Source organism: Streptomyces sp. NPDC094034 (assembly GCF_040303865.1).
In the GTDB taxonomy this organism is placed as follows: Bacteria; Actinomycetota; Actinomycetes; order Streptomycetales; family Streptomycetaceae; genus Streptomyces.
On the sequence record NZ_JBEOUD010000004.1, the window covers coordinates 51980 to 66236 of the forward strand.

Annotated in this window: 14 protein-coding genes; 11 read left to right on the plus strand and 3 right to left on the minus strand. The window is 71.1% G+C overall.

Features of this window, described 5'->3' with window-relative positions:
- Positions 1-38 precede the first annotated feature (38 nt).
- Positions 39-773 carry an SseB family protein gene (locus ABTZ59_RS05675; protein ID WP_351391201.1) on the plus strand — a complete coding sequence of 245 codons (735 nt, stop codon included), beginning with the start codon at positions 39-41 and terminating at the stop codon, positions 771-773.
- A 71-nt stretch (positions 774-844) separates the two neighbouring features.
- On the opposite strand, the gene ABTZ59_RS05680 is transcribed toward ABTZ59_RS05675, so the two are convergent.
- The gene (locus tag ABTZ59_RS05680; protein ID WP_249951121.1) at positions 845-1207 is read right to left on the minus strand and encodes a DUF1844 domain-containing protein; all 363 of its coding nucleotides are present in this window, start codon (positions 1205-1207) and stop codon (positions 845-847) included.
- A gap of 366 nt (positions 1208-1573) precedes the next feature.
- On the opposite strand from ABTZ59_RS05680, the gene infC reads away from it, so the two are divergent.
- From infC to ABTZ59_RS05730, 10 genes are all read left to right on the plus strand, one after another.
- On the plus strand, positions 1574-2236 hold the full coding sequence (infC, locus tag ABTZ59_RS05685) for a translation initiation factor IF-3 (RefSeq protein WP_249951120.1): 663 nt from the start codon (positions 1574-1576) through the stop codon (positions 2234-2236).
- 127 nt (positions 2237-2363) lie between these two features.
- Positions 2364-2558: a 50S ribosomal protein L35 gene (gene rpmI, locus ABTZ59_RS05690; protein WP_030355333.1), complete on the plus strand. Its 195-nt coding sequence runs from the start codon at positions 2364-2366 to the stop codon at positions 2556-2558.
- Positions 2559-2661: 103 nt separating this feature from the next.
- Complete coding sequence (gene rplT, locus ABTZ59_RS05695; RefSeq protein WP_030355332.1) at positions 2662-3048, plus strand: 50S ribosomal protein L20; 387 nt, start codon at positions 2662-2664, stop codon at positions 3046-3048.
- Between the two features lie 136 nt (positions 3049-3184).
- Positions 3185-4024 carry a TrmH family RNA methyltransferase gene (locus tag ABTZ59_RS05700; RefSeq protein ID WP_351391207.1) on the plus strand — a complete coding sequence of 280 codons (840 nt, stop codon included), beginning with the start codon at positions 3185-3187 and terminating at the stop codon, positions 4022-4024.
- Between the two features lie 187 nt (positions 4025-4211).
- Positions 4212-5315 (plus strand): sensor histidine kinase, encoded by a 1104-nt coding sequence (locus tag ABTZ59_RS05705; protein WP_351391710.1) that lies wholly within the window; start codon positions 4212-4214, stop codon positions 5313-5315.
- A gap of 123 nt (positions 5316-5438) precedes the next feature.
- Positions 5439-6590 carry a phenylalanine--tRNA ligase subunit alpha gene (pheS, locus tag ABTZ59_RS05710; RefSeq protein WP_351391212.1) on the plus strand — a complete coding sequence of 384 codons (1152 nt, stop codon included), beginning with the start codon at positions 5439-5441 and terminating at the stop codon, positions 6588-6590.
- A complete protein-coding gene (pheT, locus tag ABTZ59_RS05715) occupies positions 6590-9127 on the plus strand; it encodes a phenylalanine--tRNA ligase subunit beta (RefSeq protein WP_351391215.1) in 2538 nt (845 codons plus the stop codon). Before pheS ends, pheT begins: the two co-directional genes overlap by 1 nt.
- Before the next feature lie 204 nt (positions 9128-9331).
- The gene (locus ABTZ59_RS05720; RefSeq protein ID WP_351391218.1) at positions 9332-10456 is read left to right on the plus strand and encodes a PP2C family protein-serine/threonine phosphatase; all 1125 of its coding nucleotides are present in this window, start codon (positions 9332-9334) and stop codon (positions 10454-10456) included.
- A gap of 404 nt (positions 10457-10860) precedes the next feature.
- The gene (locus tag ABTZ59_RS05725; RefSeq protein WP_351391221.1) at positions 10861-12201 is read left to right on the plus strand and encodes an NsdA family TPR-like regulatory protein; all 1341 of its coding nucleotides are present in this window, start codon (positions 10861-10863) and stop codon (positions 12199-12201) included.
- An 85-nt stretch (positions 12202-12286) separates the two neighbouring features.
- Complete coding sequence (locus ABTZ59_RS05730; protein ID WP_249951113.1) at positions 12287-12817, plus strand: NUDIX hydrolase; 531 nt, start codon at positions 12287-12289, stop codon at positions 12815-12817.
- A gap of 29 nt (positions 12818-12846) precedes the next feature.
- Here the strand turns inward: ABTZ59_RS05730 and ABTZ59_RS05735 are convergent, their stop codons facing one another.
- The gene (locus ABTZ59_RS05735) at positions 12847-13104 is read right to left on the minus strand and encodes a hypothetical protein (RefSeq protein WP_351391225.1); all 258 of its coding nucleotides are present in this window, start codon (positions 13102-13104) and stop codon (positions 12847-12849) included.
- A 174-nt stretch (positions 13105-13278) separates the two neighbouring features.
- A complete protein-coding gene (locus ABTZ59_RS05740; protein WP_351391713.1) occupies positions 13279-14139 on the minus strand; it encodes a 3-hydroxybutyryl-CoA dehydrogenase in 861 nt (286 codons plus the stop codon).
- Positions 14140-14257: the final 118 nt, after the last annotated feature.

Consider the following 14257-nt stretch of genomic DNA (forward strand, 5'->3'; position numbering starts at 1 on the left):
ACGACCGTACGTCCCGCCGCGCCCTCTACGCTCGTCCCGTGGCCCTCAAGAACATCCCCGACTCCGGTTTCTCCGACGACGACGGCACCGCCGCTCCCGAGCTGACGGCGGCCCTCGCCGCCTGGGCCGAGGACCGGTCGGCCGAACCTCATGTCCTGGCGGCGCTCAAGGACGCCCGGCTGCTGGTTCCCGTGGTCGCCGTGCTCGGTGAGACGGAGGAGGACGAGAAGAGCGGCCTGCGCCGCGAGAAGACCAGCGACATGGCCGTACCGACCCTCCAGGCGGGCGACCGCCGCGCGCTGCCCGCCTTCACCTCCGTCGCCGCGCTGGCCCGCTGGAATCCGGCGGCCCGGCCCGTCGCCGTACCGCTGCACCAGGCGCTCCAGGCAGCCGCGCACGAGCGGGCGGACACGGTCGTGATCGATCTCGCGGGCCCTGTCCCGTACCAGCTCACCGGCCCCGCGCTGCTCGCTCTCGCCGAGGGCCGCACCAGCACCGATCCGCTCGACGATCCCGCCGTCGGCGCGGCGGTACGGTCCGCCGTCGCCGCGGAGCCGGCGGTGCTCCGCGCGCATCTCGGCCCGGGCAGCGCGGACGGCACCCTCGCGCTCGTGCTGGACCCGGCGGCACGTCCGGCCGAGGCCGCACGCAGGATCGCCGAGGCCCTCGCGGCCGATGACGTGCTGAGGGCCCGCCTGGTACGCGGACTCGACCTGGCTCTGCTGCCGGTCGAGGCCACACCACCGGGCGAGCCCCTTTTCGTACGCACCTGACGTTTCGCACATGCCTGACGTTTCGTACGCCTGGCGTTTCGTATGTGCCTGGAGCGACAGACGGAGCCGGATCAGCCGTAGACCGGCCCCGTGTACTTCTCGCCGGGACCGTTCCCCGGCTCGTCCGGTACGAGCGACGCCTCGCGGAACGCCAGCTGGAGCGACTTCAGCCCGTCACGCAGCGGAGCCGCGTGGAAGGAGCTGATCTCCGTCGCACTCGCGTCCATCAGTCCGGCCAGCGCGTGGACCAGCTTGCGGGCCTCGTCCAGGTCCTTGTGCTCGTCGCCCTCCTCGGTCAGACCGAGCTTGACGGCGGCCGCGCTCATCAGATTCACGGCGACCGTGACGATCACCTCGACGGCGGGGACTTCCGCGATGTCGCGGGCCATGGCGTCATAGCCGGGGGTTTCCTGGGGGGAGGTCGCGTCGCTCATGCCCCACACGATAGGCGTACGCCCGAGTGGCCCCGGCCGCGGGAGCGGTGCGGTACGCGGGGTTCGCACCACCCCGGGGGAGCTGCTAACCTTGTGTAACGACCGGTCGGACACGTGCGTGCCCGGCCCACAAGTGGAGGCTCCGATCTCCCACCTGGCCGCTCCTCAGGGGCGGCGGGTCACCGGTCAGGTGGTGCCCATCGTTCCGTACGGACGATGGAACCACCCGATGCGCCCCGTGGCATACGCGCGGCGGTGCTCCGGTATTCGAGGAGCTCCTGCCTGTGTGCCGTCCGGGGCATTTTTGATGTTCCGCCGCGGTTGGTCTGATGACACAGACGTTACGCGGCTGTCTGCCAGGCAGTCGTGTGGTGCTACCGAGGAGGATCCATCAGCGCCGAGCCCCGCATCAACGACCGGATTCGCGTTCCCGAAGTGCGACTTGTCGGTCCCAGTGGCGAGCAGGTGGGCATTGTCCCGCTCGCCAAGGCCCTAGAGCTTGCGCAGGAGTACGACCTGGACCTGGTCGAGGTCGCGGCGAACGCCCGTCCGCCCGTGTGCAAGCTCATGGACTACGGGAAGTTCAAGTACGAGTCGGCCATGAAGGCCCGTGAGGCGCGCAAGAACCAGGCGCACACGGTCATCAAGGAGATGAAGCTCCGGCCGAAGATCGACCCGCACGACTATGACACCAAGAAGGGTCATGTCGTCCGGTTCCTCAAGCAGGGTGACAAGGTCAAGATCACGATCATGTTCCGTGGTCGTGAGCAGTCCCGCCCCGAGCTGGGCTTCCGACTGCTCCAGCGTCTCGCCTCCGATGTCGAGGAACTCGGCTTCATCGAGTCGAACCCGAAGCAGGACGGCCGGAACATGATCATGGTTCTTGGCCCGCACAAGAAGAAGACCGAGGCCATGGCCGAGGCCCGTGAGGCGCAGGCCGCCCGCAAGGCGGAGCGCCAGGGGTACGCGACCGAGGAATCCGCGGGCACCGCGGCCGAGGCTCCGGCCGAGGCATCTTCCGAAGCGTGATCCGGGGGGCGCCGAGAGGCGGCGCCTCGGATCCGTCCGGACCCGAACCACATACAGAGATATGACGCTCCCGAGCGCCGGCCGACCGGCCGGCTGGGAGCGCCACTGACGAGGAGAGAGCGGCGCCATGCCGAAGAACAAGACGCACAGCGGTGCAAAGAAGCGCTTCCGCGTGACCGGCTCGGGCAAGGTGCTCCGGCAGCGCGCCGGCCGTCGCCACTACCTGGAGCACAAGCCCTCGACGCTGACGCGCCGCCTCGCCGGCACCGTCGAGCTCGCGCCGGGCGACGCCGCCAAGGCGAAGAAGCTTCTCGGCCTGTAGTCCGCGCGTCCCGCCGCCATGGCGCGGGACCAGGACAGCTACAGGGACCATGCCGTTCTTGGGTCACGTCACCACCCGTGATCCAGCTACAAGGAGTTAACAAGTGGCACGCGTCAAGCGGGCAGTCAACGCCCACAAGAAGCGCCGGGCAATCCTCGAGGCGGCCAGCGGTTACCGCGGCCAGCGCTCGCGTCTGTACCGGAAGGCGAAGGAGCAGGTCACCCACTCCCTCGTTTACAACTACAACGACCGCAAGAAGCGCAAGGGCGACTTCCGTCAGCTGTGGATCCAGCGGATCAACGCCGCTGCCCGCGCCAACGGCATCACCTACAACCGCTTCATCCAGGGTCTGAAGGCCGCCAACGTCGAGGTGGACCGCAAGATCCTCGCCGAGCTGGCCGTCAATGACTCCAGCGCGTTCGCCGCGCTCGTCGAGGTCGCGCAGAAGGCCCTGCCGAGCGACGTCAACGCCCCGAAGGCCGCCGCCTGATCCCGTCAGGCCGCCGTACTTCCCGCCGGACCCGCAGGCATCGCGCCTGCGGGTCCGGCGCGTTCCGCGGGTGTTCCCCCCACCCCGCGTGACCCGCATCCGTACGTCCTCATACGAGAAGTGAGAACCGCCGTCCATGGGCACCCCCGAGCTGATCTCCCCGCGTTCCCCGCGCGTCACGGCCGCCAGGAGACTCGCCAAGCGCGCCTTCCGCGGCAAGGAACGCCGGTTCATCGCCGAGGGGCCGCAGGCCGTACGGGAAGCCGTGGCCCATCGCGGTGACGGCGGGGAGCCCACGCTCATCGAGCTGTTCACCACCGTCGAGGCCGCCGAGCGGTATGCCGACATCGTCGACGCCGCCCGCGCCACCGGGGCCCGGGTGCACTACGCGCCCGACGCCGTGCTCGCCGAGGTGTCCCAGACCGTCACCCCGCAGGGGCTGCTCGGGGTGTGCCGGTTCCTCGACTCGCCCTTCGAGGAGATCCTGCGCGCCAGGCCCCGGCTCGTCGCGGTACTGGCACATGTCCGCGACCCGGGGAACGCGGGTACGGTGCTGCGCTGCGCCGACGCGGCGGGCGCGGACGCCGTCGTCCTCACCGACGCCTCCGTCGATCTCTACAACCCCAAATCGGTCCGGGCGTCCGTCGGCTCGCTCTTCCATCTGCCGGTCGCCGTCGGCGTCCCCGTCGAGCAGGCCGTCCAGGGGCTCCGGGACGTGGGCGTACGGATCCTCGCCGCCGACGGCGCGGGCGCGCACGACCTGGACGACGAGCTGGACGCGGGCACCATGGGCGGGCCCACCGCCTGGATCTTCGGCAACGAGGCATGGGGGCTGCCCGCCGAGACCCGCGCCCTCGCGGACGCGGTGGTACGGGTGCCGATCCACGGAAAGGCGGAGAGCTTGAACCTCGCGACGGCGGCGGCCGTATGTCTCTACGCCTCGGCGCGCGCCCAGCGCGTGCGCGGTACGTGCTGAGGGGGTCCCGCTCCGTCACGTTCAGCTAGTACTGTTGCGCTTTCTGGGGCCCACTGAGCTACTGCGGAAGAGGTGGGATGCGGGGATGAGTGTCGGCGCGAGCGGACCCGCCGCGGTCCAGGGAGCCTTACCGCCCCCGTACGGGACCGGCGCGGCCCAGCCGTCCGGCGCGGACGAGCGGACCGGTATGGATGAGCGGATCGGCACGGGCGACGGGGGGATCCACCCCGACGAGCTGCCCGACGGGCTGGTCGTCGCCGATGAGACCGGCCGGGTGATCTGCTTCAACGCCGCCGCCGCCCGGATCACCGCCGTCCCGTGCGCGGCCGCCCTCGGCCGCCCGCTGGACCGGGCGCTGCCGCTGGAGGACCTGAAGGGCCGCCGCTGGTGGACGCTGACCGATCCGTACGGCGGGCTCGCCACCCGGGTCGGCCAGCCCGAGCGCAATCTGCTGCTGCCGGGCGGCCGGGAGGTCCTGGTCTCCGCCCGCTACGTACGCGCGTACCCGACCGGACCCGTACGCCGGCTGGTCATCTCCATCCGGGGGACGGAGGCGCGGCGCCGTACCGAACTGAGCCACGCGGAGCTGATCGCGACCGTCGCCCATGAACTGCGCTCCCCGCTCACCTCCGTGAAGGGGTTCACGGCGACGCTGCTCGCCAAGTGGGAGCGGTTCACCGACGACCAGAAGCGGCTGATGCTGGAGACCGTGGACGCCGACGCCAACCGGGTCACCCGGCTGATCGCGGAGCTGCTGGACATCTCCCGGATCGATTCGGGCCGGCTGGAGGTGCGCAGGCAGCCGGTGGACATCGGCGCGGCCGTCGGGCGCCATGTCCAGTCGCACACGGCCGCGGGCCAGTCGCCCGACCGGTTCCTCGTACGGATACAGCAGCCGCTGCCCGACCTGTGGGCGGATCCCGACAAAATCGATCAGGTGCTCGGCAATCTGCTCGAAAACGCGGTGCGCCACGGGGAGGGAACCGTCACGATTGAGGTGGCGGCCGCGACACTCAGCCACGCGGAGCGGCCGGAAACCGAGACGGAGACAGAGAAGGGAACGGCCGTCACCGTGTGCGACGAGGGTCCCGGCATCCCCGAGGAGTCGATGGGCCGTGTCTTCACCCGCTTCTGGCGGGGGAGCAAGCGCGGCGGGACCGGCCTGGGCCTGTATATCGTCAAGGGCATCGTCGAGGCGCACGGCGGGACGATCACCGTCGGCCGCGGACCCGGCGGCGGTGCCGAGTTCCGATTTATCCTGCCCGTCGGCGCTCCGGCCTACCTGTCCTGAGCGGCCCACGGGCTTCTTCACCTTCGTACGACCTTTAGACTCGACTTTTGGCACCTTCGCGCCTTCGCGCTCCCCAGTGATCGAGCAGGGTCGTTTCGCCAGCCAAACGGAAGTACGGAAGAGATGTCGGCACCCAACAAGTCGTACGACCCAGTCGAGGTCGAGGCACTGAAACCGGAAGAGATCGAGCGGATGCGGGACGAGGCGCTCGCCGCCTTCGCCGCCGCCGGTGATCTCGACGCGCTCGCCCACGCGAAGACCGCGCACACCGGGGGCACCTCGCCGCTCGCCCTCGCCAACCGGGAGATCGGCGCCCTGCCCCCGCAGGCAAAGGCCGAGGCGGGCAAGCGCGTGGGCCAGGCCCGCGGCGTCGTCAGCAAGGCCCTGGCCGCCCGCCAGAGCGAGCTGGAGGCGGAGCGGGACGCCCGGGTGCTGGTCGAGGAGGCGGTGGATGTCACGCTGCCGTACGACCGCACCCCGCCCGGCGCCCGCCATCCGCTGACCGGCTTCATGGAGCGGGTCGCGGATGTCTTCGTGGCCATGGGCTACGAGGTCGCCGAGGGCCCCGAGGCCGAGGCGGAGTGGTTCAACTTCGACGCCCTCAACTTCGTGCCCGACCACCCGGCGCGCCAGATGCAGGACACCTTCTTCGTCCAGGGCCCCACGGCGGAGTCCGGCGGCGGCTCCGCCGCGGGGTCGGGGGACGAGTCGGGTGTGGTGCTCCGTACCCACACCTCGCCGGTCCAGGCGCGCGCCCTGCTCGACCGTGAGCCGCCCGTGTACATCGTCTGCCCGGGGCGGGTCTACCGCACCGACGAGCTGGACGCCACGCACACCCCGGTCTTCCACCAGATCGAGCTGCTCGCCGTCGACGAGGGCCTGACCATGGCCGACCTCAAGGGCACCCTGGACCACATGGTCCAGGCGCTCTTCGGCGCGGACATGAAGACCCGGCTCCGTCCGAACTTCTTCCCCTTCACCGAGCCGTCCGCCGAGATGGACATGGTCTGTTACGTGTGCCGGGGCGCCTCGGTCGGCAACCCCGACCGGCCCTGCCGCACCTGCGGCAGTGAGGGCTGGATCGAGCTGGGCGGCTGCGGCATGGTCAACCCCAAGGTGCTTGTCGCCTGCGGCGTCGACCCCGAGAAGTACAGCGGATTCGCCTTCGGGTTCGGGATCGAACGGATGCTGATGTTCCGCCACAACGTCGAAGACATGCGAGACATGGTCGAGGGTGACGTCCGGTTCACCCGGCCGTTCGGGATGGAGATCTGATGCGCGTCCCGCTTTCCTGGCTGCGGGAGTATGTCGACCTGCCGGCGACCGAGACCGGCCGTGACGTCCAGGCCAGGCTCGTCGCCGCCGGTCTGGAGGTCGAGACCGTCGAGCAGCTCGGCGCCGGCCTCAAGGGCCCCCTCGTCGTCGGCAAGGTGCTCACGATCGAGGAGCTGGAGGGCTTCAAGAAGCCCATCCGCTTCTGCACGGTGGATGTCGGCACGGCCAACGGCACCGGCGAGCCGCAGGAGATCGTCTGCGGCGCGCGGAACTTCTCCGTCGGCGACAAGGTCGTCGTGGTCCTGCCCGGCGCGGTCCTGCCGGGCGACTTCGCGATCGCCGCGCGCAAGACCTACGGCAAGACCTCGCACGGCATGATCTGCTCCGGCGACGAGCTGGGCATGGGCGCCGGTTCCGGTTGGGGCGAGGGCGGCATCATCGTGCTCCCGCCCGAGCACGAGGCCGGCACCGACGCCATCGCGCTCCTGGAGCTGGTGGACGAGGTCCTGGACATCGCCGTCACTCCCGATCGCGGCTACTGCCTCTCGCTGCGCGGAGTCGCCCGCGAGACCGCCATCGCGTACGGACTGACCCTGCGCGACCCCGCGCTGCTCGATGTGCCCGCGCCGAACTCGTACGGCCACGCGGTGAAGATCGCCGACCCGAGGGGCTGCGACCGCTTCACGGCCCGTACGGTCACCGGCCTCGACCCGGAGGCACACAGCCCCATCTGGCTGCGCCGCCGGCTCCAGAAGGCCGGGATGCGGCCGATCTCGCTCGCGGTCGACATCACCAACTACGTGATGCTTGAGCTGGGCCAGCCGCTGCACGCGTACGACCGCTCCCGGCTGGAGGGCGCGATCGGCGTCCGCCGCGCCCAGGCGGGCGAGAAGATCACCACGCTCGACGGTGTCCAGCGGGTGCTGGACGCCCAGGACCTGGTCATCACCGACGATCGCGGTCCCATCGGCCTCGCGGGAGTGATGGGCGGCGCCAACACCGAGATCGCCGACACCACGGCCCATCCCGAGACGGGTGAGGCCCAGGGCACCACCGACGTGGTGATCGAGGCCGCGCACTTCGACCCGATCTCCATCGCCCGTACCGCGCGCCGCCACAAGCTGGCCTCCGAGGCGTCCAAGCGCTTCGAGCGCGGCGTCGACCCGCAGGCCGCGGCCGCCGCCGCGCAGCGGACCGTCGACCTGCTGGTGCTGCTCGCCGGCGGCTCCGCCGGGGCCGGGGTCACCGAGATCGTCGCGCCCTCCGCGCCGGGCACCATCACCATGCCCGCCGACCACCCCGACCGGGTCGCCGGTGTCGAGTACGGCCGGGAGATCGTCGTACGGCGGCTCCAGCAGATCGGCTGCGACGTCTACGGCCAGGACGAGCTGGTCGTCACCGTGCCGTCCTGGCGGCCCGACCTCGGCGCGCCGAACGACCTCGCCGAGGAGGTCATCCGGCTGGAGGGATACGAGAACCTTCCCTCGACGCTGCCCACCCCGCCGTCCGGCCGCGGGCTCACCGAGCGCCAGCGGCTGCACCGCCGCGTCGGTCGCGCCCTGGCGGGCGCCGGATTCGTCGAGGCGCTGAACTACCCGTTCCTCGGCGAAGCGGCGCTCGACGCCCTCGGGCTGCCCGCCGACGACGACCGCCGCCGTACGGTCACGCTCGTCAACCCGCTCTCCGACGAGGAGCCCGCGCTGCGTACCACGCTGCTGCCGGGCCTGCTCACGGCGCTGCGGCGCAACGACGGCCGCGGGTCGCACGATCTGGCGCTCTTCGAGACCGGACTCGTCTTCCTTCACACCGGCCACGAGACCGTGCCGGCCCGGCTGCCCGTCGACCGGCGGCCGACCGACGAGGAGGTGGCCGCGCTCGACGCCGCGCTGCCGCGCCAGCCGCGGCACGCCGCCGTCGTGCTGGCCGGGGCGCGCGAGCTGGCCGGCTGGTGGGGCAAGGGACGCCCGGCCGATTGGGCGGACGCCGTCGAGGCGGCCCGTACCGTCGCCCGGGAGGCCGGTGCCGAACTGACCGTACGGTCCGGGCAGTACGAGCCGTGGCACCCCGGCCGCTGCGCGGCGCTGTTCGCCGCGGTGGACGGCGAGGAGACACTGCTCGGCCACGCGGGAGAGCTGCATCCGCGCGTCGTGAAGGCGCTCGGGCTGCCGGAGCGCACCTGCGCCATGGAGATCGATCTCGATCTGCTGGAGCGCGCGGGCACCGGCGTGAGCAGGGCGCCGCGGATTTCCACCTATCCGGTGGCCACACAGGATGTCGCGCTGGTCGTCACGAGCGAGGTCCCGGCCGCCGAGGTGGAGCGGGCGCTGCGCGAGGGCGCGGGGGAACTCCTTGAGTCCCTGCGGCTGTTCGACGTGTTCGTCGGCGAGCAGATCGGTGAGGGCCACAAGTCCCTCGCCTACGCCCTGCGGTTCCGCGCCACGGACCGCACACTGACGGTCGACGAGGCGACGGCGGCCCGTGACGCGGCCGTCTCGCTCGCCGCCGAACGGACCGGGGCGGTCCTGCGCGGCGCGTGACCACCCTGCCGTGCGCCGTCGTTGTACTGGCTCTCGGCCCTTGAGGGGCGCATCCGGATCATCGGATGCGCCCCTCACTCATTCGGGTGAGAAGTCCGGGCGTGTCACGTCATGGGGCTTCCGTGATCGACACAATCGATCCGGCCGAGACGGTCGACGTACGCCCCACGGCTTAGCGGCCGGGCGGCCGAGGGAGGCCGACGGATGAACCGGACCAAGGCAACAGAGGACGCGCAGGCGGAAGCGCCGGCCTCCTGGGGCCTTGTCGAATGCGCGATCCCGGGCGGTCTGCTCACAGCGGTGATCACCTGGGAGCTGACCCGCCCGGCGGCGGACCGCGACGATCTGCTCTCGCGCGTCGTGAACTGCGTTGTCTTCCTGCTGGTGGTGGCGTATCTGCTGATCCGCGTACGGCGGCGGGCGGCGCGGGAGCTGCGGGAGGTCAAGGCCGTGGCGCGAGCCGCCCAGGAGGTGCTGATCCGGACCCTGCCGCCCCGGCTGGACGGTCTCGCGCTCTCCGCACGCCAGCTCTCCGCCTCGCGCGGCGCCGATGTCGGCGGCGATCTGTACGAGGCGGTGGCCACGGCCTACGGGGTGCGGGTCGTCATCGGGGATGTGCGCGGCCATGGACTGCCCGCCATCGGGGCGGTGGCCGCGGTGCTCGGCAGCTTTCGGGAGGCCGCCCACGACGAGGCCGGACTCGACGGTGTGCTGCGTCGGCTCGACCGGGCCCACCAACGCCATCTGCGGGAACTGGCACGCCAGGAGCCGCCCGCCGCCGCGGGCCAGGAGCCGGACTCCCTGTCGGCGGAGGAGTTCGTCACCGTTCTGCTGCTGGAGATCGGCGCCGACGCGGAGGTACGGGCGCTCAACTGCGGCCATCCCTGGCCCTATCGGCTCGGCCGGAGCGCCGCGCGGCTGGCCTCCGGCGAACCGCTGCCGCCGCTGGGGGCGTTTCCGCTGCCCGCCGATCTGCTGCCGTACCAGTGCGGTCCCCTGCTGCCGGGCGAGGCGCTGTTCCTGCACACCGACGGGGCCGAGGACGCGCGGGACTCGGCGGGGCGGTTCTTCGCCCTGGAGGAAGCGCTCGCGGAGGCCGCGGCGGGCCCGCCGCTGGCACCCGCCGCCGTGGTGCGCCAGGTCCACGCGGCGTTGCTGCGGCACACCGGCGGGCGGATCGCCGACGACATGGCGCTGCTCGTGCTGCGCAACGACCGGCCACCGGTGGGCGATTCCTCACGTGTGCCGGCCCAGCCCGGCGGACCGGGCCTGTGCCGTACGCGGGTTCCCGCGCGGGAACCCACCACTCGCGTGCCCGGCCCGGGATGACCCGGCGAACCACCCGTGCCGAACGACCCGCGCAGAACCACCCGCGCCGAACGATGACGCCTGCCGAACGCCCCTTGCCGGAAGGCCCGCTGGACGGCTCCGACGGCTCCCCTCCGGCCGGGAAGGACCCGACGGCTGCCCTCGGCCGCCCGGTCCGTACACGCGCCGTCCGCTCCGCCGCGGAGTGTCGGGCAGGTCGGCGGGGCGGACGGCGCGGTTGCGAGCCACCGCACTGTACGAGGGGGAGCCGGTGGCCCGGCGCCTCTTTTGCGAGGCGATTCAGTCAACCGGTCCCGAGTTCCCGGCGGCAGGGTGCACGGGGCGCGGATTCGGGCATTACGTTCACACCCCGTGCGTTTCCCGTTCCACTACCCTGGTTCGGCCGAGCCACCGGAGGGGCACTCATGCACCCCAATTCTCTGCTCGATTCCCTGCTCGACGAGGCGGGTATCTCCCATGCCGGTCTCGCCGCCAGGGTCAACCAGGCGGGCCGGGCCAGAGGCCTCGCCCTGCGCTATGAACACACCGCCGTCTCACGGTGGCTGAAGGGACAGCGGCCGCGCGGCCAAGTGCCCGACCTGATCTGCGCGGTGCTGAGCGAGCGGCTGCACCGTTCGCTCACGCTGGACGACATCGGACTCGGGGTGACGGGGGAGGTTTTCGTACCGCACGGCACGCCGCTCTCCGGTTTCGTGGAGCGGGCCACCGCGCTGTGGCGCTCCGACGAACAGCAACGTCCGCACATAGTGGGCGCCCCCACCGTCACCGGCACGCCCGCCGTGATGCCCGTCTGGGAGTGGGAGAACCCTCCCGAGGACGCCGATGTCTCCCGCAGCGGCCGTAACAAGGTCGGCCCGGCCGAGATCAAACTGCTGCGGTCGGCCAGGGCGCACTACGAGTTGATGTACCGGCGGGCGGGCGGGGTCGCCACCCGCGCCCGGATCGTCCGTTTCCTCAACGCCGAGACCGCCCCGCTGCTGCGCGGCGGGTACAGCGACGCGCTGGGCCGCCAACTGCACCGTGCCACCGGCGGGCTGGTCGCGGTGGCCGGTATCTGCGCCTATGACTCGGACGCCCATGGGCTCGCCCAGCGCTACTTCCACCAGGCGCTGCGGCTGGCCAAGGCGAGCGGGGACCGGGGCCTCGGCGCCTATGTGATCGCGCTGCTGGTCAACCAGTCGCTGCACATGGGGGAGTACCGCCAGGCCGTCGCCTTCGCCGAGGCGGCGCTGCGGACGGCCGGGCGTCAGATCACCCCGGCGCTCGCCGCGGACCTGTACGCGATGCAGGCCAAGTCGTATGCGCATCTCGGCGACGGCACCGGGGCGCTCGGCTGTATCCGGCGTGCGGAGACCGAGGCGGAACGCATCCGGCCGGGCCATGAGCCGGACGAGACGGGCTACGTACAGCCGGGCCTGGTGAACGTACAGGTGGCGGAGGCGCTGCTCAGCCTCGGCGATCTGGCCGCCGCGCGGGCGCACGCGGCGGCGGCCGTGGACACCCCGGCGCACGATCGTGGCCGGGTTCACCGGCTCGCGATGCTCAGCCATATCGAGCTACGGCAGGGTGAGGCCGACCGCGCCGCCAGAACAGCGGCCGAAATGGCCGAGCGCGCACGGGGGATGGAGTCCCAGCGCCTGCGAGACCGGTTGCGCGCCGTACGGGAACAGTTGGTGGCCAGCGGATCCACGGACGCCGAGGAGACGGCGGAGCTCATCGAAGGCGCGCTGCGCGTTCCTCTGTGAGCCCCTTTATGAGCCCCCGCACGTTCCCGTTCGCCGAGACTGCTGCTGCGATATTGCCATCAACTTGTCGGAAGGTGGCAGAAACGTGCAGTGGACGAAACTTAGCGAACAGACCGTGTACGAGAACCGCTGGTTCCGGGTCAACCTCGCGGACGTCAAACTCCCTGACGGCCGGCATCTGGACCACTTCCTCATCCGGCTACGCCCCGTCGCCGTGGCGACCGCCGTCAACTCCGCCAACGAGGTGCTGATGCTCTGGCGGCACCGCTTCATCACCGACAGCTGGGGCTGGGAGCTGGCCGCGGGGGTCGTCGAGGACGGCGAGGACATCGAGACCGCGGCCGCCAGGGAGATGGAGGAGGAGACCGGGTGGCGCCCGGGACCGCTCCGGCATCTGCTCACGGTCGAGCCGTCCAACGGTCTGACCGACGCCAGGCACCATCTCTACTGGGCGGAGGACGCCACCTACATCGGCCATCCCGAGGACGACTTCGAATCCTCGCGCCGGGAGTGGATCCCGCTCAAGCTGGTACCCGACATGATCGCCCGGGGCGAGATCCCGGCCGCCAATATGACGGCCGGGCTGCTGATGCTCCATCACTTGAGGCTCGGCTAGGTCCGGACAGGACCTAGGACGTGGGCCCGCTATCGGCCCAGGGACTGCCAGACCGCCACCGCCAGCGCTCCGAGCGAGCAGAGCGCCGCCACGGCGGGCAGCGGCCACCTGGCGTGCTCCAGGGCCGCGACGCGCGCGGCCAGATCGGTCACATCCTTGTCGGTCTGGTCGTTGCGCTGGGCCAGTAACGCGAGCCTGCCGTCGGTCCTGGCGAGACCGACGTCGAGGCTGCGCCGTAACTCGGCGCACTCTTCGCCGGCCACGGAGTGGTCAGAGGGGCTGGTCACGAATCCGCTCCTGTTCGGGAAAGTCGTCCAACGGTTCTCCGCCCGGCCCCGGTGATGCCGGGACCAAGCGGAACCGAGTCAACTCCCCTTGTGCGCGGGGCAGCAGGGTGTGTGAATGGCATATGCGAGCACCCTTCGCACACGGTGTGCGAATTTCGCGACGCTCCGTAACCCTTACGTGTAGGAGTAGAAGCCCGCGCCCGTCTTACGGCCCAGCCTGCCCGCGTCCACCATCCGCTGGAGCAGCGGGGACGCCGCGTACAGCGGCTCCTTGAACTCGGCGTACATCGAATCGGCGACCGACGCCACGGTGTCCAGACCGATCAGATCCGAGAGCTTGAGCGGGCCCATCGGATGCGCGCAGCCCAGCTCCATTCCGTTGTCGATGTCCTCGCGGCTCGCGATGCCCGACTCGAACATCCGGATCGCGGCGAGCAGATACGGAATCAACAGCGCGTTCACCACGAATCCCGAGCGGTCCTGGGCGCGGATCGCGTGCTTGCCCAGCACCCCCTGGACCACGGCCTCGGCGCGCTTGACCGTCTCGTCGGAGGTTGTGAGCGCGGGGATCAGCTCCACCAGCTTCTGCACCGGCGCCGGGTTGAAGAAGTGGATCCCGATGACCTGGTCGGGACGTGAGGTCGCGACGGCCAGCTTGACCAGCGGAATGGAGGAGGTGTTGGAGGCCAGGATCGCGTCCGGACGCGTCACGACCTGATCGAGCACCTGGAAGATCTCGGTCTTGACCTGCTCGTTCTCGACAACGGCCTCGATGACGAGATCGCGGTCGGCGAACTCCCCGAGGTCCGTGGTGAAGCTGAGCCTGCCGAGCGTCTCGTCCCGCTCCGCCTCGGTGATCTTGCCGCGTTCGGCGGCCTTCGAGAGGGAGTTGTGCAGTCGGGTACGGCCGATCTCCAGGGCCTCGCCGGTGGTCTCGGCGACCTTGACCTCCAGGCCGCTGCGCGCGGCGACCTCCGCGATGCCTGCGCCCATCTGGCCACAGCCCACCACTCCGACGCGGGCGATATCGGTCAGGGTGTCGGTCACATCGTGCCTTTCGCTGGTCGTGTCCCGGCAGGTCCCCCGTGTGATTCCGGCGCCCGCCCCGGGACAGGACGTTACTCCGCCAGGGGGTGTGGACGGGGTGTCGGGG

Bases quoted from the DNA above. Each gene is read 5' to 3' on its own strand.
- ABTZ59_RS05725 (WP_351391221.1), top strand. From the start codon at position 10,861: ATGCACCCCAATTCTCTGCTCGATTCCCTGCTCGACGAGGCGGGTATC.
- pheS (WP_351391212.1), top strand. From the start codon at position 5,439: ATGTCGGCACCCAACAAGTCGTACGACCCAGTCGAGGTCGAGGCACTG.
- ABTZ59_RS05700 (WP_351391207.1), top strand. From the start codon at position 3,185: ATGGGCACCCCCGAGCTGATCTCCCCGCGTTCCCCGCGCGTCACGGCC.
- ABTZ59_RS05680 (WP_249951121.1), bottom strand. From the start codon at position 1,207: ATGAGCGACGCGACCTCCCCCCAGGAAACCCCCGGCTATGACGCCATG.
- ABTZ59_RS05705 (WP_351391710.1), top strand. From the start codon at position 4,212: ATGGATGAGCGGATCGGCACGGGCGACGGGGGGATCCACCCCGACGAG.
- ABTZ59_RS05720 (WP_351391218.1), top strand. From the start codon at position 9,332: ATGAACCGGACCAAGGCAACAGAGGACGCGCAGGCGGAAGCGCCGGCC.
- rpmI (WP_030355333.1), top strand. From the start codon at position 2,364: ATGCCGAAGAACAAGACGCACAGCGGTGCAAAGAAGCGCTTCCGCGTG.
- pheT (WP_351391215.1), top strand. From the start codon at position 6,590: ATGCGCGTCCCGCTTTCCTGGCTGCGGGAGTATGTCGACCTGCCGGCG.